The organism is Acidobacteriota bacterium, from assembly GCA_040754075.1.
Lineage (GTDB): Bacteria > Acidobacteriota > Blastocatellia > UBA7656 > UBA7656 > JBFMDH01.
In genome coordinates, this window is the sequence record JBFMDH010000012.1 from 179,873 (window position 1) to 201,037 (window position 21,165).

The following is a 21,165-nucleotide window of genomic DNA, read 5'->3' on the forward strand; positions in this document are numbered from 1 at the left end:
AGACACCTGTAAATGATAAGCTTTGATTATTAGGGAATCAATAAAAGATGTTTGATGAGGAAAATTTTTTTTAATGGTTAAGCGGAAAGAAAAGTAAAGGAATGGACGAGTTGCTTATGTCCATTCCTTTTCAGCATGCGGCTTTTATAAATTCAACAGCAGAATATTGGAGAATTTACCATTAGTTCGCGTGCGCACCCGATTGGCTCCGTTGCGTAAATTCAAAGTGCTCGACGAACCTGTGAAAACCGCTTTCACACCGCCGCCTTTAATTTTTATCTTGGCAACTGAAACCAAAACCCCATTGATTTCCAGTTCGGTTCCGCCTGTGACATAGCCGCTACCTTTTAAAACCAGCGCGGTGCCGTCAAATATCCCTTTGTTAATCGTTGCGCCACCGGTTTCGGCGCGACTGAAATCACCGGTCACTGCCGTGCTTTGATTTCCGCGTGCATCCACGAAAACCAGTTTTGCCTGCATCGCCGTGGCGTATGAACCCATGTTGGTAACGCGCAAATCGAAGGCGCTTTGAGTTGAGGTTCCGAAACTGACATCAGCCACCAGTGGCAAACCAATCGCCGCGCTGTTTTTATCAAGCAAAGTAATTTGCGCCTGTCGAACATCGGCATCCGGGTCAATAGCGGTGCCGGTCAAGGTCAAGGTTTCACCAATCAACGCCACCGAAAACTGTGAAGTCGAAGGCGGCGTATTGCCGGTTCCGCCACCGCCGGTTCCACCACCACCACCGCCGCCACCTGATGAAGCTTTCAAGGAATAACCCATTAAATCAATCGCCGTGAGGTCGTTTTGTAAAACTGTAAACCGGCGACCCGTCGGCATGGTCGGGTCCATAATCCCTATGTGTTGACCCGTGAGTTGGTCGTCTTTCCAATGGCTGGTTTGATTGCCGTCTGTGGCGTTCGATAAATTCAATTCGGCGCTTCCTGTAAAACAGACCTGGGTGCCGCCGGAAGTCAGCACTCTTTGAGATGTGGCAAACGTCGCAGTAGTGACGCCGGGATTGAAACGGAAAAAATCCCAGAGCGTCGGATTGACGATGCCGCCGGATTGATTATTCGCATAGGAAATAAACCCTAAAACGTGACCGAGTTCATGGACGGCGACTGCATCAAAATCCATCTTACCGCCATCGATACCATTTGATGGGTCGAAGTCAAAATTGAAATTTGAATTAAAGCCAATCGAAGGCGTTGCTCCATATGAGGTTTCCGTATTCGGGTTGGCATCCGCATTAATCAGTCGCAAGGCTCTAAAGAGTGCAGATGGCGCGGAGACATAGGTTGTCGTTCCCAGATTGGTCGGCAGACTATCGGTTGGCAACAAATTGTATAATGTCCGTTCAGCATCGGTTGAAGAATAATTTAATAGCGCGGCGCGCACATCAGAATATCCCGATGTGACTCTTAATGATTGCGGAAGCGTTGAACCGATAACCCCTGTCGGGTAAGTTTGTCCAAAACGTGTCGGCCCGAAATCAACATCGATGATGATGGAAATCGGTGAAGCGATTAACCCTTCCCAGGTTTGTGCCGCGCGTATGAATGCGGCTTTGGCTTCGGGGTAGCCTTCCAATTGCCCGGTTGCCCTAAGCGTAATCGTTAAACCGCTTGCGCCAAGCACACGCGGCAGCGAAATAACATGAAGATCTTCACTGAGGTTGGGTGCAGTCAACAACCGTTCGTCATCGTTAGTTGCCTGACGACAATCGACACCATCGACGGGCGAACCAAATAAGATATAACCGTTGGCGTCTTGAACCGGCAGCATCTCCAATTCGTCTGTATGCGATGTGTTGGCGGTTGCTTTCCCGGAGTTGGGTATCAGGGTTACAGAAATAAAAATAGCGGTGATTAGAAAGCTGATAAACAATCGATTGGTAAAAACCTTCATTTTGACCTCAAGGAAATTTGTCGGGAGAGGGGTTAATTTCGGTAGGAGCACAACCAGACTAGCCGTATAATATGCCGACCGCTAAGGCGACTCAATACAAATTTTTGTTCAGGGATTTCAATTTTGAGAGGAAAAGCGATGAAAAGATTATTTCTATTCACGACTTGGGTAATGCTTTGCTCGATTTGGGGATTTTCGCAGGGAAACGTAAAAAAAACGACGCAGCCGAAAGCCCACAAAGAAATCCGCCATGTCCTTGATGAACAGGTGAAAGCCTGGAATCAAAAAGACCTTGAACGGTTCATGGCAGGATATTGGAACTCTGAGAAATTGTCGTTTTATTCGGGCGGCACACGCACCTTTAGCTGGCAAACCACCATTGAACGCTACCGCAAACGCTATCAAGGTGAAGGCAATGAAATGGGCACCCTCGAATTTTCCGACATCATCATCGAAACGCTCGGCATTGATTCAGCCTTTGTTCGCGGGCATTGGCAGTTGAAGATGAAAACCGGCGAACCGGGCGGCTTATTTACCCTTATCTTTCGGAAATTTCCAAACGGCTGGAAAATTATTCACGACCACACATCCTCCAATTAAGATGGCTATCAAGATTATCGGTTAAACAGAGGGCTACTAGAATTTATTGGTGTGGGCAATTAAATTTCATAGTCAACCACAGCAATTTTTTCGCATAATCCTTGAAGCCGTAAGGCGACTTCGACGTGATCATCATGCCGGGCATATTCTTGCAAGGCATCGAGATCATTGAAGGTTGACAGCAATACAACATCCCAACTACGTGGCGAACGCAACACATCTTCACCGATTTCATACTCCCGAATAACGGCAACTTTTTCAGGCAATTTACTCAAGTCCTGAAAGGTTTTTTTTACCACGGACGGTTCGGCTTCAGGGTTCAATTTGAACATCACAATATGTTTAATCATCAACTCAGTCCTTTCTTTTAAAACCTGCAAGACGGGAGATTAAATAATCATCGGTAAAGATGCAAACCGATTATGGGTTTGTGGCAGTTTTGATTTTTTCCACAAAAAAGCCACAGGATTTAACATGGATTTAACCTTAAAAATTTATTCAGATTATTTTTAATCCTGATATTTCAACAGTTAAAAATATTTCAGGAAAACTCCCCTTGTGGCACGCAAATTACATTACATCAGGACGAACGCCAGCGCTAATAAGTTGGGAGTCGTTCTAGTTGACCTGAGGATTTTGACCGTAAAGGAAGAAGGGGGGGAGATTTCCTCAGTTCAAACGTTCTAGAGGCTCTAACTTCTTAGCGCTGGGCGATGTTATTTGTAGGGAAAAGTTTTTAAAGTTTCACCCAGAATTTACAGATCAATAAATCTAAAGAAAGAGTCAGTAAGTTACGTAACTTGATTTTTTTAATTCCAGAAGTTTAAAGAGAATTAGGCTGCTGAGGAACGCGAATTATGCGGACAAAGCGGAGGGGAGGTTTCGCCTATTAGTAGGCCGATCCGCTGTACTCCGCCGTATTCGCGTTCTTCGGCAGTCTCCTGCTTTTTCCATCCGCCACTTTTCACCCTGACGCCATCCACCCGACAAAAAAATATCTCCGCAATGACCCTGAGCAAATACTTGGTATAATACCTTTCAGCGAAAAATAACGAGGGAAAACCAATGTCAAAAATCAGGGTATTGCCGGATTCACTGGCAAACAAAATCGCTGCCGGAGAGGTCGTTGAACGCCCTGCATCGGTGGTCAAAGAGTTGCTGGAAAATGCGCTTGATGCCGGGGCGACGAAAATCAACATCGAAATTGAAACCGGCGGCAAACGCTTGATTCGCATCATTGACGATGGCGAAGGGATGACTCGCGATGATGCCATCATTGCTTTTGAACGCCATGCGACCTCGAAATTACGCACCGCCGAAGATTTGGAATCGATTGTTACTTTGGGCTTTCGCGGCGAGGCACTGCCTTCGATTGCCGCCGTCTCGAAACTTTTTTTACGCACCAAAACTGCAAATGAATTGGAAGGCACCGAAGTCGAATTTAACGGCGGCAAACTCATCAACGTTCGCGACATTGCCTGGCATCGCGGTACGGAAATCGAAGTCAAAGAGTTATTTTTCAATATGCCTGCGCGGCGCAAATTTCTAAAAAGCGATGCCACCGAAAGTTTTCACATCACCAACCTGGTTCAACATTATGCGTTATCCAATCCGCAGATTGGTTTTTTACTGGTCAATAACGGACGCGATGCGATTCGCGTCAGCAGCACGCCAAATTTTAAAGACCGCGCCTATCAAATTTTAGGCAGCAGTTTGCTTACCAAGTTGCTTGAAGTGAATCAGGAGCGCGATGGCTTGAAAATAACCGGATATGTTTCAAACCCGCAGGAACAGCGTTCATCACGTGATGCGCAATACCTGTTTATCAATCATCGTTTCGTCAAAGATCAACTCGTCGGGCGAGCCTTAACCGAAGCTTATCGCTCGATGATGCCATCGGGAACCTATCCGGCAGCCGTGTTATTTATCGAAGTGCCGCCGACCGAAGTTGATGTCAACGTTCATCCGGCAAAAACCGAAGTACGGTTTTTACACGAATCCATCATCTTCGCATTCGTTCGCGATGCTATCGCGCAGGCGATTAAAGCCACCGAACCGACAACGCGATTCCCGAATACTTTCTCAATACCGCGATCTGAGGAACGCCTGAAAACCGATGCCCCGCGCTGGCAAACCCCTGTTCAAACCTGGGAACAAAAAATTCTCAGCACCCCGACCGAAAATGCGCCGTTCTCTAACAACCTGCCAAAGGAACGGGTAGAGGTTGCGGTTGATGTTCAGAGCGAAAAAATCAGGTCATCGGAGGGTGATAATTTTCAAGCACTACCCGATGTCGTTAATCACTTTGAGAGCGGTAAACTTCCTGAAGAAGCTGATAGTTTTGATTCGGCGAAAAACTTTTCTGATAAATTAAGAATCGCTTCGACGGTTGAAGAAAGCCCTGACTTTTCAATTCAAAAACCCATTAAAGCGCCTCAAGCTGATGAGGATCAGGTGAGCGTTAATTTAGTCATAGATGAAACGCTCTATCGACCGCCACAGATAGATACTCAACCAGTTGTTGAATCTGAGGTCACGGTTTCGGACAGCGAACCAATCGTTGAAACAGCCGCGCAAAATATGGGGCACGGCATCAAACCGATGGGGCAAATTCGCGACAGCTACATTATTGCAACCGATGACGAAGGCTTATTGCTTTTCGATCAACACGTCGTTCATGAAAGAATTTTATTTGAACAAATCCGCGATAATAAATTATCCCGGCTTGGCGATGTGCAACCGTTTTTAATTCCCGAAACCCTGGATTTGACCCCTTCTGAAGCCGAGGCTTTTCAGGTGGTTCAGGAAGAGTTGGAGCAGGCAGGGATTGAAACCATGCAGCTATCGGGAAGAACCATCGCCATCAAGACCGCCCCGGCGGGTATCAATGCGAAGGATGTGGTGGCATTGGTTCAACAATTACTCACCGCCGTCGAACGTGAACGCCGGAGCTTTACCATTGAAACAGTTCGCGATGAAATTGCCGCATCGCTTGCCTGTAAAGCCGCCATTAAAGTCAATATGCCGCTCACTACAGAAAAGATGGAATGGTTGATTGATGAATTGATGAAGACGCAAAACCCGATGACCTGTCCGCACGGAAGACCAATCTTTATGCGTTTCAGTTTGCGAGACATTGAACGAGGGTTTAAGCGTCCGGTTTAGCGCCGTTTGTAAAATCAACGATATTGTGAGTGGCTGATGAATTGCGCATGCGCGGTCAAAGACCGCTGCTTCAACTGCAATCCTCACCCGCTGAAAGAATCAAAGTTTCATAACAACTTGAGCAACGATCCGAATTCAGGCTTGCCGGTATTTCTGATTGACTTCATCACAGCGATGGCAAATTACCCGTCGTTTCCCATTTATTCGATAAACCGCAGTAGGATCAATCAATCGCCCTTGGCATAAATAACACCGATATTTCCGCCACCTTTTCCAGTAAACAACCAGCGAAACCAATAAACACGGAATGAGTATCAAAAGCCATTTGGCATTTAGAATAAATGAAACTTTCACAGAATCGTCATCCTTCATCTATGCCGCCGGAACTGCCGTACTTTTTCGCATGATAAATTTTCATTTTTTTGAAGCCATTGGATAAATCAATGACATTGCCTTCACCGGGATTTGAGATGCCATCGAGGTCGCCGAATAAATAAACTTTGCCGCCTTCGCACCATAAAGGCATGCTGCTCGCGTAATTCAGCTTTCCTAAAAATCTATGTCGCTGATTAAAAAACATGATGTAGTTGACGCCGTGTGGCGCGCTCATCCCCTTTAAAACCGAACGCATATTGACCACAAAAATTTTTCCCTCTGTAGTTTTTAGAGCGCCGAGATAGGCGAAATGGGTGAGTAATACATCTTTATCATCGGGAAAGGTTTTATCAGCTTTTTTAGCCGATGCGAGCAGCGATTCTCTAATATCTAAACCGGCTTTTTTGACCTGACTGAAACTGATGTTGGGAAAAATGCACAAGGTGAAGAGTAACAATAATATTTGCGGAGTCGGGTTTTTCATAACAATCTGATTTTTCAAAGTGATTCCTGTTGGTTTCAGCAGTTTTATATGATGGACAGGTAAATCCGTCAAGTTACAAGGCAATTGAGTCAGCAGGGTAGCGATTGAATGAAAATTTCGATGCTCAAAAATGCCTGACATAGGTGAAGACGCAATAAGGATTGGGTTATAATCACGACTCTTTATGTCAGCCAATCTGCGAATCCGCAATAAAAAAACCGGTCAACAATTTGAATATCCGCTTTCCGCCCCGGAAGTGCGCATCGGGCGAGCGATTGAATTCAATCAAATAGTTTTAAATGATGAAAAGGTTTCACGCTGGCACGCTTCGATTCGCCGGGTCGGTGGCAACTTCATTCTCAACGACCTCAACAGTGCCAACGGGACATTGATTAATGGCAAACGCATAACCGAACTGCCGCTCAAGGATAACGACACGATTACCATCGGCACATATGAACTGTTTTTCGCGCAAGACCTCACGGCTTCAATGACCATTCATTACGAGGAAAACCCGCAAAGCCATACCATTTTTTTGCGCGCCCCATCGGATATTTTATCCGCCCTGGCGAAACAACCCACTTCGCCGATATCGCAATTTAGCACCATTGATGATTTGTTAAAGGAGATTGAACTTCTTAAACGCAAAGGTGAAACGCTATCGCACATTTATCATTTGAATCGCCTGCTCAATTCGGTCTTTTCGCTTGACGATATTTTTAACAAACTGAGCGAAATGATTTTCAGTCTGACTCCGGCGGATCGCTTTTTCGTGTTGATAAAAGATGCGGATAGTGGCGAATTTTCGCCGAGTTTTGCCAATTTTAAAAACCGCGAAACCAAAGGCGGTAATGAAAACCTCTACATCAGCAAAACCGTTCTGGAGCAGGTGTTGTCGGAAAAAATCTCTTTTCTATCGACCGACGCGCAAACCGATACCCGTTTGGCACAGACGCAATCACTCGTCGCGTTTAATATCCATTCGATTATCTGTGCGCCGCTACTCAGTCAAAGCAACCTTCTTGGGGTGATTTATATTGATTGCAACAACCCTTTGAAAATTCTCGGTGAAGATGAACTGGAATTATTAAACGCGCTGGCAGCTACGGCTTCGATGGCGATTGATAATGCCGCATCGCATGAAAGGTTATTGAAAGAAACTCTGGCGCGCGCCGCTTATAGCCGGTTTATGCCTGAGCATGTGGTCAATGAAATCCTAGCGAGTCCCGATGCTTTCAGCCTTGGCGGTAAAAATCAAATTGCTACCATTCTGTTTTCCGATATTCGCGGCTTTACCACCATGTCGGAGAATCTGCCACCTGAATCCCTGATTAAAATGCTCAATCAATATTTTTCAGCAATGACGCCAATTGTCTTTCGCCATCAAGGGTTACTCGATAAATACATCGGTGATGGCATTATGGCGCTTTTCGGGGTTCCCTATGAATTGGAAAACTCTGCCATCAGCGCAGTCCAAACGGCAATCGAAATGCAACAGGCGATGCGAGGATTGAATGAGGAATTCCGGCAATCGGGCTTTCCACCAATTGCCATTGGCATCGGCATCAATACCGGAAAAGTGACGGTTGGCTATACAGGCTCGGAACAACGCGCCGATTATACGGCTATCGGTGACGCGGTGAATTTAAGCGCCCGCCTTGAAAAAGAAGCAAAACCCAACCAGATTATCGTCAGCCATTCGACGCTGTTGGCATTGGCAAATAAATTTGCCTCTCGTGAAATCGGTGAAAAATCTGTGAAAGGGAAAAAGCAACAGGTTCGGGTGTATGAAATTTTATGGCAATAATTAAACGATGAAACCAAATGCGAATGTGAAAAATTAAAGTCGTTGTCTGGTTCTCTGATTGAATTGTGGAAATTTTGTTCCGGCTCCAAGTTTAATAATCACTTCACGTACTTCGGCAATCAATCGCTGTTTTACCTTCGCTTGTATGCGGGCGCTTCGGTCTTTGGTCAAATGGTCAATCAATAACATCATTCGATGCCAACTCGATTCCAAATCGTCAGCAATGCGTGAAATCTGCGTGATGTCATAAGGCACGGCAATCACTTCGCAACCGAGTCGCGCAAAGACCGACAGGTAGCGCGCCGTGGCAAGGTCAGGGCAGAGCAGACGACGATTGCCGATTTTGAGTTCGATGCCAAGCAGGGTGTGAAGGATTTCAACGCGAGTAGATTTGCTTCCGGCTTTTAATTCGTATTGCCGTGTGCGTTGTTCGAGAATTTTATCCCGATAGATATTAACGATAGACGAGTCGCCGAGATGGCGTTGAATCTCCTGAACAATATCTTCGGCTTTCACCTGGCGTGCAGATTTCGGTAGGCGCTCAATAATGGAGTCTACTTTTTCCATCTACAGATAACTTATCACTTCTTGATGGCGATAAATTCGCGCGCCTTTTCCAAAGTGTTCAACACGCTGTTTGGCAAAATCCCTAAATAAAGCGTGCCAAGCGCAGAGAGTAAAAGCGCGGTTGCCAGCGAGGTCGCAACCACAGGTTTTTTGTACTCTTTGTTTTCCGGTGAAAAGTACATGGCAACGATGACTTTCAAGTAGTAATACCACGAAATCGCGCTGTTGATGACACCGATGACCACCAGATAATAAAACAACTTGTTGGTTGAGCCTTGCAGCCAGGCGGATTTGAAGACCAGGAATTTCGCCATAAACCCTGCGGTCAGCGGAATACCTGCGAGGCTCAATAAAAATAATGACAACAAACTTGCAAGCCCTACGGATTTAAAACCGATGCCTGCGTAATCGGCAATATCAGTGCGTTTGTCGCCTTTGCGGGCAATGATTTCAATGATGCCGAATGCGCCGATGTTGATAATCACATAGCCGAGCATATAAAACGCCACCGAACGCCAATCACGCGCCGCCAGTCCCACGAGCGCATAACCCGCGTGCGCAATCGAAGAGTATGCCAGCATGCGTTTGATATTGGTTTGCACGATGGCGACCAGATTGCCGACGGTCATCGTCAAAATCGCCATGACAATCAAGACATTGGTGATGGTGGTTTGAAAATCGCCGAGCCATTTATTGGTGGTCGTAAGTATGGGCGCTGCTGCAAAGGTCAAGATAAAAACCCGGGCAAAGGCGGCAAATGCCGAGGCTTTTGAACCGGTTGAAAGTAATGCGGTGACCGGCGTTGGCGCGCCTTCATAAACATCCGGCGACCAGATATGAAAAGGCGCAGTGGCGACTTTGAAACCGAAACCGACGATCATCATCGCCGCGCCCGCATAGAGCATTGCCGGTGTCGAGATGGCTCCGGCGGCGATGCGTTCCTTGAGTAACAACAGGTTTGTGGTGGCAACCGGCGATGCGGTGGCGTTGTAACTTGCGCCATAAAGCATGGCGATGCCATAAAGTAAAAATGCGGTGGAGAATGAACCGAGAATAAAATATTTGACTGCCGATTCGTTTGACCGCAAATCATTTCGTCGATAACCGCACAGCACATAGGTGGCGATTGAAGTGATTTCCAGTCCAAGAAAAATCATCACCAAATCGTTTGCCGAAGCCATAAACAACATGCCTGTACTGGCAAACAACAACATGGCGAAATATTCGCCTTTCGGTAAATTTTCTTCATCAATCCAGCGCAGGGAAATCAAGACGATGAGAATGCCGACAATCAGGGAAATTAAAGAGAAGAACAGCCGAAAATGATCGGTGATGAGCATTCCTGAGTAAGCGATTTCGCCATCCTTATTCCATAAACTCAAAACCGCGACGGCGGCTGCGAGATAACCAATTACCGAAATCGCGCCGGCGACCCGACGTTCCAGACGACGCGAGAAGGCATCGACCATCATAATGCCGATAGCGAAAATCGAAAGAATCGTTTCAGGTAATATTGCGTGAAAATTTATGCCAATTTTGTCCACAGGTTTAACCGATTTTTAATAACAATGTGTTTCAGGAAATTAGTTATCCTGATTATCTGCGTTTGAATGCTCACTGGAAATCGCCGTCTTCGCGAGAGGCGTTTCCTGATTTTGCGTTTTCGTGAAATGAGTTTGGGTATAAACGTTTTTAATTTCGCCGATGGCTTTATCACTGCGCGATAAGAACAAACTCGGATAGACTCCCATTACGAAAATCAAAATAATCAAAGGCGCTAATGCCAATCGCTCTCTGCCGTTTATGTCGCTCAGTTTTTGGTTGTCAGGATTGGTTAATTTGCCGTAGATGACGCGCTGATACATCCACAGCATATAGACCGCAGATAGAATCATGCCGATGGCTGCCAGCGAGCCGAAAAGTTTCGGATGCGTGGTGACATCCGAAGTATAGGTGCCAACCAATATTAAAAATTCACCGACGAACCCATTCATTAATGGTAAAGCGATTGATGACAGGGTAACGACTAAAAACGCTGTAGAATAGACCGGCATGACATGCGCCAGTCCGCCATATTCGGCAATCATTCGCGTGTGTCTGCGGTCATAAACCATACCGACTAAAATAAACAGCGCGCCGGTTGAAACGCCGTGATTGAGCATTTGATAAAGCGCGCCCTGCATTCCCTGGTCGGTAAATGAAAAGATACCAAGCACCACAAATCCCAGATGGCTGACCGATGAATAAGCAACCAGCTTTTTCATATCGGGCTGCACCATTGCAACCAGTGCGCCGTAAATAATCCCGATGATGGCAAGCGTACAAATCAATGTCGAATACATCTTCGAGGCATCCGGGAACATCGGCAGGTTGAAGCGCATCAAGCCGTAGGTTCCCATTTTGAGCAACACGCCAGCCAGAATAACCGAACCTGCGGTCGGCGCTTCAACGTGCGCATCCGGCAGCCAGGTGTGAAATGGGAAAAGCGGAACTTTGATTAAAAATGCCAAGGCAAAAGCCCAGAACAACCAGATTTGTTGCGACAGGCTTAAAACCAGAGTGTGGTTTTTCAAGGCATGGGTGATGGTGACGATGTCGAAAGTAAAATTGCCGGTTGCAGTGCCGTGCAGGTAATAGAGCGCGATAATTCCGGCGAGCATCAACAAACTGCCGACAACTGTGTAAATGACGAATTTGATTGCCGCATAAATTCTTCGTTCGCCGCCCCAGACGCCGATAAGCAAATACATCGGCACCAGCATGACTTCCCAGAAAAGATAAAACAGGAACATATCCTGTGCGACGAATACGCCGATCATGCCGGTTTCCAGCGCCAGCATACAGATTAAAAATTCGCGGAGTTTTGAGTGTACGGAATTCCACGAAGCGATAAGCGCGACCGGCACAATAAAGGTTGTCAATATCACCAACCAGATGCTTATTCCATCAACTCCCAGGTGATAACGGATGCCGAGGTTGAATGCGGTTATCCATTGCAAATTTTGTTCAAACTGCATCCCCCCAGCAGATTTAAATTGAAAAGGAATTGCCAGCGAGATGATGAAGGTCGCCAGCGAAAATATCAGGGCTGTCCATTTAAGGTTTTTTTCATCAGCCGCTTCGCCGCGTCCAACGACGAGTAAAGCGACGACGCCAACCAGTGGCAGTAGAGTAATAATTGTGAGCAGGTATGATTCCATCGAGCACCAGTAATTTATCGAATTCGTAAAATGAAATAACCGATGATGAGTAACGCGCCGATTACAACGAGCGCAACATAACTTCGCGCAAATCCCGATTGCAGATAACGCAACACGCCGCCGATGCTGTCTGTAAGTTTGGCTGCGCCATTGACCGCGCCATCAATGATTTTTACGTCAATGAATTTCCATAAAACATTGGTCGAGCCTTGCTTGATGGGCTGAATGATGGTTGCGTCATAGACCTCATCGACCTTGTATTTTTCTTCAAGAAGTCGCGGCGGTTGCCACAGCGGATTTTTATTGAACCAGCCCCAACCAATGCCGATACCGGCAATTGCAATCAAAACCGATACGCCCATCAATATCCATTCGGTCATATGGTCTGGGTGAGCATTGGTTTGTGATTCACTTGCAGATTTTTCTGCGGCAGGCGTTGTATGACTTGCCGAGTCACCGGTTTTGATTTCAGGTGAGCCGCTCGCGTGTTCTACTTGAGTCGTTTGATGGGCGATTGCAGGTTCAAGGAAATGCTCGAAATAATTTCTTACGCCAAAAGCCGATGGCATTCCTAAAAAGCCTGCAAGCGCAGCGCAAATCGCCAAAACCATCAATGGTGTGGTCATCACTCGCGAAGTCTCGTGCGGTGTGACGCCGTGATTATCGCCGTGTCCTGAATGATGGTCGTCGTGTCCGTGCGCCGATTTTTCATGAAACCGTTCATTGCTGAAAAAGGTCATTACCATCAATCGCGTCATATAGACTGCGGTTAGCAGCGCCGTCACTGCACCCACGAACCATAATAGTTTTGGCAAGAAAGACACGCCAAAAGCATCGGCGGTAAAAGTCTTAAATAAAATTTCATCCTTGCTGAAAAAACCTGAGAGCGGCGGAATACCGGCAATCGCCAGCCAGCCAACGAACATTGTCGCAAAGGTAATCGGCATATACTTTTTCAAGCCGCCCATTTTGCGCATATCCTGTTCGTGGTGCATGCCGATGATGACTGAACCGGAGCCGAGAAAGAGCAAGGCTTTGAAAAATGCGTGGGTGAAGACGTGAAAGATGCCGCCAACAAACGCCCCGACACCGCAGGCGAGAAACATATAACCGAGTTGGGAAATGGTTGAATAAGCTAGAACTTTTTTAATATCGGATTGCGCGATACCGATGGTTGCCGCAAAAATCGCCGTTGCCGCGCCGATAATGGCTACAATCATCATGGCAGTCGGCGCGTGAATAAAAATCGAACTGGCGCGGGCAACCATATAAACTCCAGCCGTGACCATTGTTGCCGCGTGAATCAGCGCAGAAACCGGCGTCGGACCTGCCATTGCATCCGGCAACCAGACATACAGCGGAATTTGCGCGCTCTTACCGGTTGCGCCGATAAACATCAAAACCGCGATTGAAGTCAGTCCTCCGGCAAAAATTGCTGCGAAGGTCATCGGCTCGGTTGCTTGATTCATCGCCCATTCAAATGCCGAAGGGATGCCGCGCGGGTCATTGAAATAAAAGATCGAACCGGATTTTAAAAACAACAACAATAAACCGAGGGCAAAGCCGAAGTCGCCCACGCGATTGGTAACAAAGGCTTTTTTAGCGGCGTCGTTGGCAAACGTTTTATCGAAATAAAACCCGATGAGCAGATAAGAGCAAAGTCCCACGCCTTCCCAGCCGACGAACATCAATAAAAAATTATCGGCTAAAACCAACGTGAGCATCGAAAACATGAACAGGTTGAGGTATGCGAAAAATCGCCAGTACCCGGATTCGCCCTTCATATAACCGACGGCGAAAACATGAATCCAGAAAGCCACGAAGGTGATGAATACAATATATATCGCAGAAAGGGGATCGAGCAGTAATGCGAAATCTGCGCGAAACGAACCGACGCTAATCCAGGTGAACAGGTATTGATGGATTTTTTGACTTTCAAAGTGATGCCAATGTTTAAAGAAGACCGTAAAGGAGAGAATCGCCGAAATCAAAACGGTTGAACAGGCGATATAGGCGACAAGTTTGTCGCTCATCCGTTTGCCGAAAAATCCGAGAACGGCAGCGCCGACCAGGGGCGATAGAATGATAAGAGCTAATAGTGATTCGTTCATTGTTCTTATAATTTCAAATTGTCAGCTTCGTCTACGTTTAAAGAAGCGCGGTTTCTAAAAATCGAAATAATGATTGCAAGTCCCACGGCGGCTTCTGCGGCGGCAACCGTCATCACAATAAAAACAAACAGTTGACCGTTCATGTCCTGGAAAAAATTCGACATGGCGACAAAACTCAAATTCACGGCATTGAGCATCAGTTCAATGCAAAGAAAAATGGTGATGGCATTGCGTTTGATAAAAACGCCGACCGCACCAATTGTAAAGAGCAGGGCGGAAAGCCCTAAATACCAAGATAATGGAACCATCCTCACTCCTGATTGCGAATTGCGGATCGCAGATTTTGCTGTTTAAAAATCCGCAATTCGCAATGGTTTTATTCTCCATCGCGTCGCGCCAGTACCATTGCGCCGACGACTGCCATTAATAACAAAACCGAAGTCACTTCAAAGGGCAACAAATAATCTGTAAATAATCCGACACCGACTTTCCAGGTCGTCCCGAAAGCCGTATCGGATGGGTCAACTCGCGGAATCTTGAGGTTTGGCACACGGCTGACAATGAAAAAGCCTTCTGCCAAAAGTAGTCCCGCAACCGGAATTGCCAATAGCCTCAAGCCGCGTTGTTTATCGATGTGGGGTTGGTCTTTCGGTTCATTCAACAACATGATGACGAAAACGAAAAGCACCATAATCGCGCCCGCGTATACGACGATTTGAATAGCGGCGATGAATTGCGCGTTGAGGGTAATAAAGAGCGCCGAAATTGCGGCAAGCGTGCCAATCAAAGAGACTGCGCTATACAATGGGTTGCGCTGCAAGAGGATATTCAGTGCGCTGGCGACCGCGATAATCGCGAATATTATAAATAAAACATTTTCCATATTAGCCCTTGAGGAACATCATCACTGTGCCGGTAATAAAGATATTGAGAAGGGCTAAAGGTAAGAGCACCTTCCATCCGAATTTCATCAACTGATCATAGCGAAAACGCGGTACGGTAAAGCGAATCCACATAATGATGAAAATGAAGATTAAAACTTTGATGGCGAAATAAATTGGCCCCAGAATCGGATATTGCCAAACGCCCGGTCCCAACCAGCCGCCAAAATAGAGAGTCACCGAAAGCGAAGTCGAAGTGATTAAATTCAGATATTCAGCCATCTGAAATAACACGAATTTCATTGATGAATATTCGGTGTGATAGCCGGCGACGAGTTCCGAATCGGCTTCCGGTAAATCAAACGGCGTGCGATTGGTTTCCGCAAGCGCCGCAATAAAGAAAATCGGAAACCCTAAAATCTGCGGGATGATATTCCATCTCGGAATGAAGCCAAACCAACGCCCGGCTTGCCCTTCAACGATTTTGGTTAAATCCAGGGTTCCGGCAACTAATAGAACGCCAACGATGGATAGTCCGAGCGCCAGTTCATAACTAATCATCTGGGCGCTTGAACGCAATCCGCCCATCAATGAATATTTGTTATTCGATGACCAACCGGCAAGCGCGATTCCGTAAACGCCGAGCGACGTAAGCGCAAAAATGTAAAGCAGGGCGACGTTGATTTGAGTGACGTGAAATTCAATAGTGCGACCAAAAATATTAACCGCGCCGCCGTAGGGAATAACGATGAAAGACATCAACGCGGGAACCACTGCAATTGCCGGAGCGAGAATGTACAACCATTTCGTGGCTTCGAGCGGAATGATGTCTTCTTTTAAAATCATCTTTAAGCCGTCGGCAGCCGGTTGTAATAAACCAAAGGGTCCTGCGCGGTTCGGTCCGACACGCAGTTGAATCCAGCTCATGACTTTGCGTTCAAGAAACGTTAAATAGGCGACGGCGGTGAGCAAAATTCCAAACATCACCGCGCATTTGATAACCCATTCGATAATCAGGTTTGTCATAGTAGAGAAAAAGACTCAGATGCAGCTTATTTCGTCCAATCGAGAATGCCTTTTCGGTAAACATAAACCAATCCGGCGAGAAGCAAGACCATAAAGACCATCATTTCGCCGTAAAAAATCCATCTTAGCGAATAAAGCGACGCCTGCTGGTCTTTCAATACATTTGGGAATACCACAGCCCAGGGCACCAGAAACACCGTTTCAATATCGAATAACAGGAAAACCATTGCCACCAGATAAAACTTAACCGATTGTCGTTCTCTGGCATTGCCAATGGGTTCTACCCCGCATTCATAAGGTTCGAGTTTGACTTTAGTTGGACGAGAACGGCCTGCAACTTTCGATAACACGATGATGACGGTTGCCAACCCCGCTGCCATCAAAAAAACCAGTAAGATAGGTAAGTAATTAATCGTTGGAGATTGATCCATTATTCATTAATCCCAAAGGCGAAGAGTTATATGACTCGAAGTAAGTGTATAACGAGCAAAACGCCTTGAATATAGGAAGAGCATCTTAGTGCAACGCGAAATTGAGTGTCAAGTTTAGCGGGTTTGAATAAATTCCCTTGAGTTGATCGCCCAATTTCTTTTATCGAAGATTGCAGAATGATGACGAAATATTCGATAAGCCGAGATGAATTTGCTTCCAGAGGGATTGACTTAAAGAGCGGTATGATAAACGACAGGGATGAATAATTCAAATCACCCCTGTCATTGATTGCAGCTTAATTTGATTGTTTGATGAATTTTTGCGGGTCGATGGTCTGGTCGTTTTCGCGAACTTCATAATGACAATGCGGAGCGGTTGACCGTCCGGTGCTTCCGACATTACCGATTTGATCGCCGCGTTTGATGCGTTGACCCTGTTCGACGGTGATTTTCGACAGATGACCATAGCGGGTCACAATTCCGTTGCTGTGATAGATAGCGACGAGATTGCCATATCCGCCCATCGGTGCAGCATGAACGACCACGCCGTCTGCGGTTGCTTTGACCGGAGTGCCGAATTCTGCGGCGATATCCAAACCCGGGTGGTTTTCATAGCCGCTGCCCATCGGATTTCGTCGCGGACCAAAATCATCGGTTAAATAACCTTCGACCGGATAGCCATCCGGGATAGTCGCCAATTTCAATTGGTCTTCGCGAACAATTGAACCGATTTTGCGAAGGTTGGTTTCAAGTTGCCCGGCAGCTTTATCAAGTGAGGTGACGGTTTCAGGTCCACCGACACCGACCAGTTTATCAACATCCGAGCTTTGTTCCATTTTCACCTGGCGAGCCAATTCATTGGACATATCGTTGATATAGGAAATCTGACCTTTGAGTTTGGAGTAAGAATTTTTATAGGTCTCGTTTTCCTGTTTCAACTTTTCATAATCGGCTTTCATTGAAGCGATTCGGGCGGTTTCGGAACCTGAATTAATTAAGCCGATGATGCCGATAACAGTTCCTAAAACCAGAACCCCGACGCCTCCGCCAATGTAATAAATGATTTTTTTCTCGAAACTGAACTGGATTGCTTTGCCTGAATAGGGAAGAACGAAAATAGTTTGAATGCGATTATCGTCTGACATCCAGCATCTCCTTTTGCTTTTTTTGTGCAAGCGTAGGGATGAAGCTAATGTCCGCCCATAACACACATGAGGAGTTATTAAAATGTATGGGGTTAGCCTGCACGTTTTTCATTGGGAAGTTGGAGGCTATCATACGAAAACTGTAGGTGACAACCCTTTATTACGGTCGTAAGATTTTCACAAGAATTTGACAAAACCCTAAAGCCGAGAAAAATTTCTGCCTTGAAAGCTTACTGACGAAGACGGGATGGTTAATGAAAAATAGGCGTCACAGAAGTGTCATTGGGGTTTTATCTGACACCTCTGTGACGATTCCTGAGGGGATAAAGTTATATGGTACGCGCATGATTGGGCGCAAAGATTTTATAGAGGGCAAATGCCACAAACCCAAACAGAGCGACCCAGAAGACCAGCCAGATTAATTTCAAAGCGATTCCCAAAAGCATAAGCACAAAGGCAATCAATTTGACGGCAATCACAAATGCCACGATGGAACCGATGGTTTTTACAACAAATCCGAGAAATCCCATAACGAAACTCCTTTCAAATGTCTTGCGGCTCGTAACCGCTATTTCTTGGGGACGCATTTAATTCAAATTCGGAAAAGAACAAAGGATTCAATTAACGGCGGCTTTGACGGGAATCTCACTCGTCACCTGACCGCCGGTTTTAACGGTTATCGTCTTAAAAGTCGTGCGCAATTTGATGTTAGGTCCTCCGATACCTTGATTGACATAGTAGATGCCAACGTAGTCGGTATATCGCCGGATTTTTTTGATCTCCGGGTCTTCACCGGGAATATCCGTGCGAATTTTCCCGTGCTCACTTTCTGCATCCAGTTGGTAGCTGGCTGATTGCGGCAAAGTTAATTCAATCTCGCCACGCGAATTTTCAACATCAATATCACCGGAAAAATCCGCAGCCGGTATCAACTGCACATCTTTGAAACTGGTTTTGATGGTTAAATCTCGGCGAAAATTCTTAACTGTCACTCCGCCGTGAGTGGTTTCAATTGTTGCATTACCGCGCAAATCATCGGCGCTAATATCCGTACGCGGAGCGTTAATGAGCAACATTCCGCTAACCCCTGTAACATCAATCTGTCTGTGTGCCGACTCGATTTTTAAATCTCCATTGATATTAGTTGCCTGAATATCCGAACTCGGAGCGTCTATGGTTGCTCCACCGGTGTTCTGCAATTCCACATTTCCATGTTCGGTTTTTATATCCAATAATTGTTTTGCGTCTCGAACGTTAATACTGGAATATGGCGCTTCAATTTTAAGTTCGCCGGCGATTTGGTTTAATTTGATGTTGCCATATCGCGCATTGATTTGAATATCGCCGCCGATTTTTTCCAAATCGATATTCTTGGCTCCAATGATTTTCACATCACCAGTGATCGCATTGCCTTCAACCGAAGAACTCCTCAGTGTCAGTAACAAATCTCCTTTGATATCCGAGGTTTTAACCACACTGTAGCTTGATTTAATTGCCAGATTATTTTGAATGTTTTGGGCGCTGACGGTTCCATAGCTCGTTGAAAGAGAAATATCTGCGGTGGCAGGCAATTCGAGTTGAAGGTCGGTTTCAAATCTTCCTTCAACTTCCGTGCGATTGGTTGAGATGGTAAAACTGCCATCGGAATTTTTATCAACTTTAACCTTAATCTGGTCGGCTATGTTTTTTGCCGCCTCGTGATTCCATCCACGCACCTGTTTGGTCAGGATGGCTTTGGGGGTGTTGGTGACGCCTACGATACTGACATCTCCAAAATCATTGTTGACGATAATTTTTGCCGATGTCGGGATAGACGCCAGGGTAATGGCTTCATCGGTGAAGCCATATTTTTCACCGATGCCCATATCCCGTAAATCGCTTAACCATCTCGGCAAGGTGAGCGATGCTAAAACCCCCGGATTAGCTGAGACATGGTTTGCCAGAATGCCAGTGCCAATAATAAAACCAAGCATCAGAACTTTTCCGAACGAGAAAAGTTTGACAGGTTTGCCGGAATTTTTGGGATGCGAGTAGATGCGAATCAATTCGATAATCGCGAAAATCGCCAGTAAAACAATCCAATAACGCCCGTAAATTTGGACGGCGTAGAGGTCGGAATGCAGGCGTGCCGCTAAAAATAAAACGCCGATGAAAATTAAAAGCATTCCCAGAAAGGGCGAGCGTGGCTTGCGTTCAACCGCGAAACCCATAACCGCCGCAACCCCGGCAATCAAAGTGAAAAGCGGCCACAAACCGAGAAGCCATTTGGCGGCAACGATACCTGAGGTTGCGGCAAAGAAAATCAAGCCACCAACAATCAACATTCCGCCGATAAAGGGGAGCCAGTTTTTCTTTCGGCGCGAAGGGCGTGGCGCAATCTCGTTCAAGGGATTGGTTTGATAGCCCCATGCGGTTTGCTGATTTTCTTTGCTCTTGAAAGCCAATGGTTTTCCTCAGGTATTCAATAGATAAACCGTTTTCGTTTACCGATAATTACCGGTGCGGGTGTTTTGATTAAACTGGTCTTGTTCGGAATAGCTATTCGATACCAGGTAAAGATTTTTGCGTTCGGTCGCGTCGCCCGAATATTCACGCGATTGTTTGAAATAGCGCGTCAGTAAATACCCGCCTAAAAATATCAGTGCTACGGGAGCCAGTTTTGAAAATGATAAAAAGGCGGTAAACGGATTGATCAGGCGAATAAAAATAAATAGCCCGACGACGATTAACCCGACTCCGATTGCCGGGGCTTTTTTAATTAACGCCTGCTTGTAGCGTTCTTCGGACTCTGCGGGATTGCCGCCTTCGGCGACGAATTTCGCAGTTCTGAATGAATCAAATATTGATTGCAGGTAAAGCGCAAAACCAACCAGCCCGAAAAATCCACTGATTTTTCCCAAATAGAAAAATCCGAAAATGGAGATGAATTGCACGATGGCTTTGACATTTTGCCGATTATAAATCGCTCCACCACTGGGGAAGAAAGCAAAGATTGATGCCAGAATGGCTTTCCCTGTTGAACCGGATTTGGATTGATAATAGGTTTGATAATTGCCGCTTTGACGATAATTATTTTGCAGGAGACTGATGCCAGCAACGATGCAATCCTGACAGTAAGGAAATCCTTTTATTCGATGGTCACAGGAGGTGCAAAGGCCGCGATTGCAATTTGAACATTGAACCTGTGTCGCAATCTGTGTGTGGTAAGCGCAATTCATATTTTTATTCAAACCCCAACTTTCGATATTAATTCTAAATATTCAGTATTCGATTCAGTGACAACCCGTTTAAAATTTTCACCAATTATAAAAACGACCGGATTTTTATAGAGTTTCGCTTAGTACAGGACAAAATTGATCTTTGAAAATGCATAAAAGGCCATCGCGGCTTTATCCTTTTCAAGAATGGTAAACCCTTGAGAGGAGAAACTACGATGACCTCGATTCGCCCGCTTGAGCGAAC

General features: G+C 46.0%; 18 protein-coding genes. 3 read left to right on the forward strand and 15 right to left on the reverse strand.

Annotated elements, in window-relative coordinates; genetic code table 11:
• Positions 1-144: 144 nt before the first annotated feature.
• Positions 145-1,911, reverse strand: coding sequence for an NF038122 family metalloprotease (locus AB1757_15050; GenBank protein ID MEW6128354.1), 1,767 nt, complete (start codon positions 1,909-1,911; stop codon positions 145-147).
• Between the two features lie 138 nt (positions 1,912-2,049).
• Between AB1757_15050 and AB1757_15055 the strand changes: the two genes are divergently transcribed.
• Positions 2,050-2,511: a nuclear transport factor 2 family protein gene (locus AB1757_15055; protein ID MEW6128355.1), complete on the forward strand. Its 462-nt coding sequence runs from the start codon at positions 2,050-2,052 to the stop codon at positions 2,509-2,511.
• A gap of 59 nt (positions 2,512-2,570) precedes the next feature.
• On the opposite strand, the gene AB1757_15060 is transcribed toward AB1757_15055, so the two are convergent.
• Complete coding sequence (locus tag AB1757_15060; protein MEW6128356.1) at positions 2,571-2,861, reverse strand: Dabb family protein; 291 nt, start codon at positions 2,859-2,861, stop codon at positions 2,571-2,573.
• A gap of 715 nt (positions 2,862-3,576) precedes the next feature.
• Here AB1757_15060 and mutL point away from each other — a divergent pair.
• Positions 3,577-5,676: a DNA mismatch repair endonuclease MutL gene (gene mutL, locus AB1757_15065; GenBank protein ID MEW6128357.1), complete on the forward strand. Its 2,100-nt coding sequence runs from the start codon at positions 3,577-3,579 to the stop codon at positions 5,674-5,676.
• A 361-nt stretch (positions 5,677-6,037) separates the two neighbouring features.
• Here mutL and AB1757_15070 read toward each other — a convergent pair whose 3' ends face one another.
• Complete coding sequence (locus AB1757_15070; protein ID MEW6128358.1) at positions 6,038-6,535, reverse strand: hypothetical protein; 498 nt, start codon at positions 6,533-6,535, stop codon at positions 6,038-6,040.
• A gap of 184 nt (positions 6,536-6,719) precedes the next feature.
• Between AB1757_15070 and AB1757_15075 the strand changes: the two genes are divergently transcribed.
• Positions 6,720-8,342, forward strand: a complete 1,623-nt coding sequence (locus AB1757_15075) for an adenylate/guanylate cyclase domain-containing protein (protein MEW6128359.1) — start codon at positions 6,720-6,722, stop codon at positions 8,340-8,342.
• A 33-nt stretch (positions 8,343-8,375) separates the two neighbouring features.
• Here AB1757_15075 and AB1757_15080 read toward each other — a convergent pair whose 3' ends face one another.
• From AB1757_15080 to AB1757_15135, 12 genes are all read right to left on the reverse strand, one after another.
• Complete coding sequence (locus tag AB1757_15080) at positions 8,376-8,909, reverse strand: hypothetical protein (GenBank protein ID MEW6128360.1); 534 nt, start codon at positions 8,907-8,909, stop codon at positions 8,376-8,378.
• A 14-nt stretch (positions 8,910-8,923) separates the two neighbouring features.
• A complete protein-coding gene (locus AB1757_15085) occupies positions 8,924-10,453 on the reverse strand; it encodes an NADH-quinone oxidoreductase subunit N (GenBank protein ID MEW6128361.1) in 1,530 nt (509 codons plus the stop codon).
• A gap of 39 nt (positions 10,454-10,492) precedes the next feature.
• Complete coding sequence (locus AB1757_15090) at positions 10,493-12,109, reverse strand: NADH-quinone oxidoreductase subunit M (GenBank protein MEW6128362.1); 1,617 nt, start codon at positions 12,107-12,109, stop codon at positions 10,493-10,495.
• Between the two features lie 14 nt (positions 12,110-12,123).
• Entirely contained in the window at positions 12,124-14,220 is a 2,097-nt protein-coding gene (gene nuoL, locus AB1757_15095) for an NADH-quinone oxidoreductase subunit L (protein ID MEW6128363.1), read from the reverse strand.
• 5 nt (positions 14,221-14,225) lie between these two features.
• The gene (nuoK, locus tag AB1757_15100; protein MEW6128364.1) at positions 14,226-14,528 is read right to left on the reverse strand and encodes an NADH-quinone oxidoreductase subunit NuoK; all 303 of its coding nucleotides are present in this window, start codon (positions 14,526-14,528) and stop codon (positions 14,226-14,228) included.
• Between the two features lie 68 nt (positions 14,529-14,596).
• The gene (locus AB1757_15105; GenBank protein MEW6128365.1) at positions 14,597-15,103 is read right to left on the reverse strand and encodes an NADH-quinone oxidoreductase subunit J; all 507 of its coding nucleotides are present in this window, start codon (positions 15,101-15,103) and stop codon (positions 14,597-14,599) included.
• A 1-nt stretch (position 15,104) separates the two neighbouring features.
• Positions 15,105-16,127: an NADH-quinone oxidoreductase subunit NuoH gene (nuoH, locus tag AB1757_15110; protein ID MEW6128366.1), complete on the reverse strand. Its 1,023-nt coding sequence runs from the start codon at positions 16,125-16,127 to the stop codon at positions 15,105-15,107.
• Positions 16,128-16,153: 26 nt separating this feature from the next.
• Positions 16,154-16,558: an NADH-quinone oxidoreductase subunit A gene (ndhC, locus tag AB1757_15115; protein MEW6128367.1), complete on the reverse strand. Its 405-nt coding sequence runs from the start codon at positions 16,556-16,558 to the stop codon at positions 16,154-16,156.
• Positions 16,559-16,854: 296 nt separating this feature from the next.
• Positions 16,855-17,703: a M23 family metallopeptidase gene (locus AB1757_15120; GenBank protein MEW6128368.1), complete on the reverse strand. Its 849-nt coding sequence runs from the start codon at positions 17,701-17,703 to the stop codon at positions 16,855-16,857.
• Between the two features lie 329 nt (positions 17,704-18,032).
• Entirely contained in the window at positions 18,033-18,233 is a 201-nt protein-coding gene (locus AB1757_15125) for a hypothetical protein (protein ID MEW6128369.1), read from the reverse strand.
• 87 nt (positions 18,234-18,320) lie between these two features.
• Positions 18,321-20,147 (reverse strand): DUF4097 family beta strand repeat-containing protein, encoded by a 1,827-nt coding sequence (locus tag AB1757_15130; GenBank protein ID MEW6128370.1) that lies wholly within the window; start codon positions 20,145-20,147, stop codon positions 18,321-18,323.
• Positions 20,148-20,186: 39 nt separating this feature from the next.
• Positions 20,187-20,921, reverse strand: a complete 735-nt coding sequence (locus AB1757_15135; protein ID MEW6128371.1) for a hypothetical protein — start codon at positions 20,919-20,921, stop codon at positions 20,187-20,189.
• Positions 20,922-21,165 lie beyond the last annotated feature (244 nt).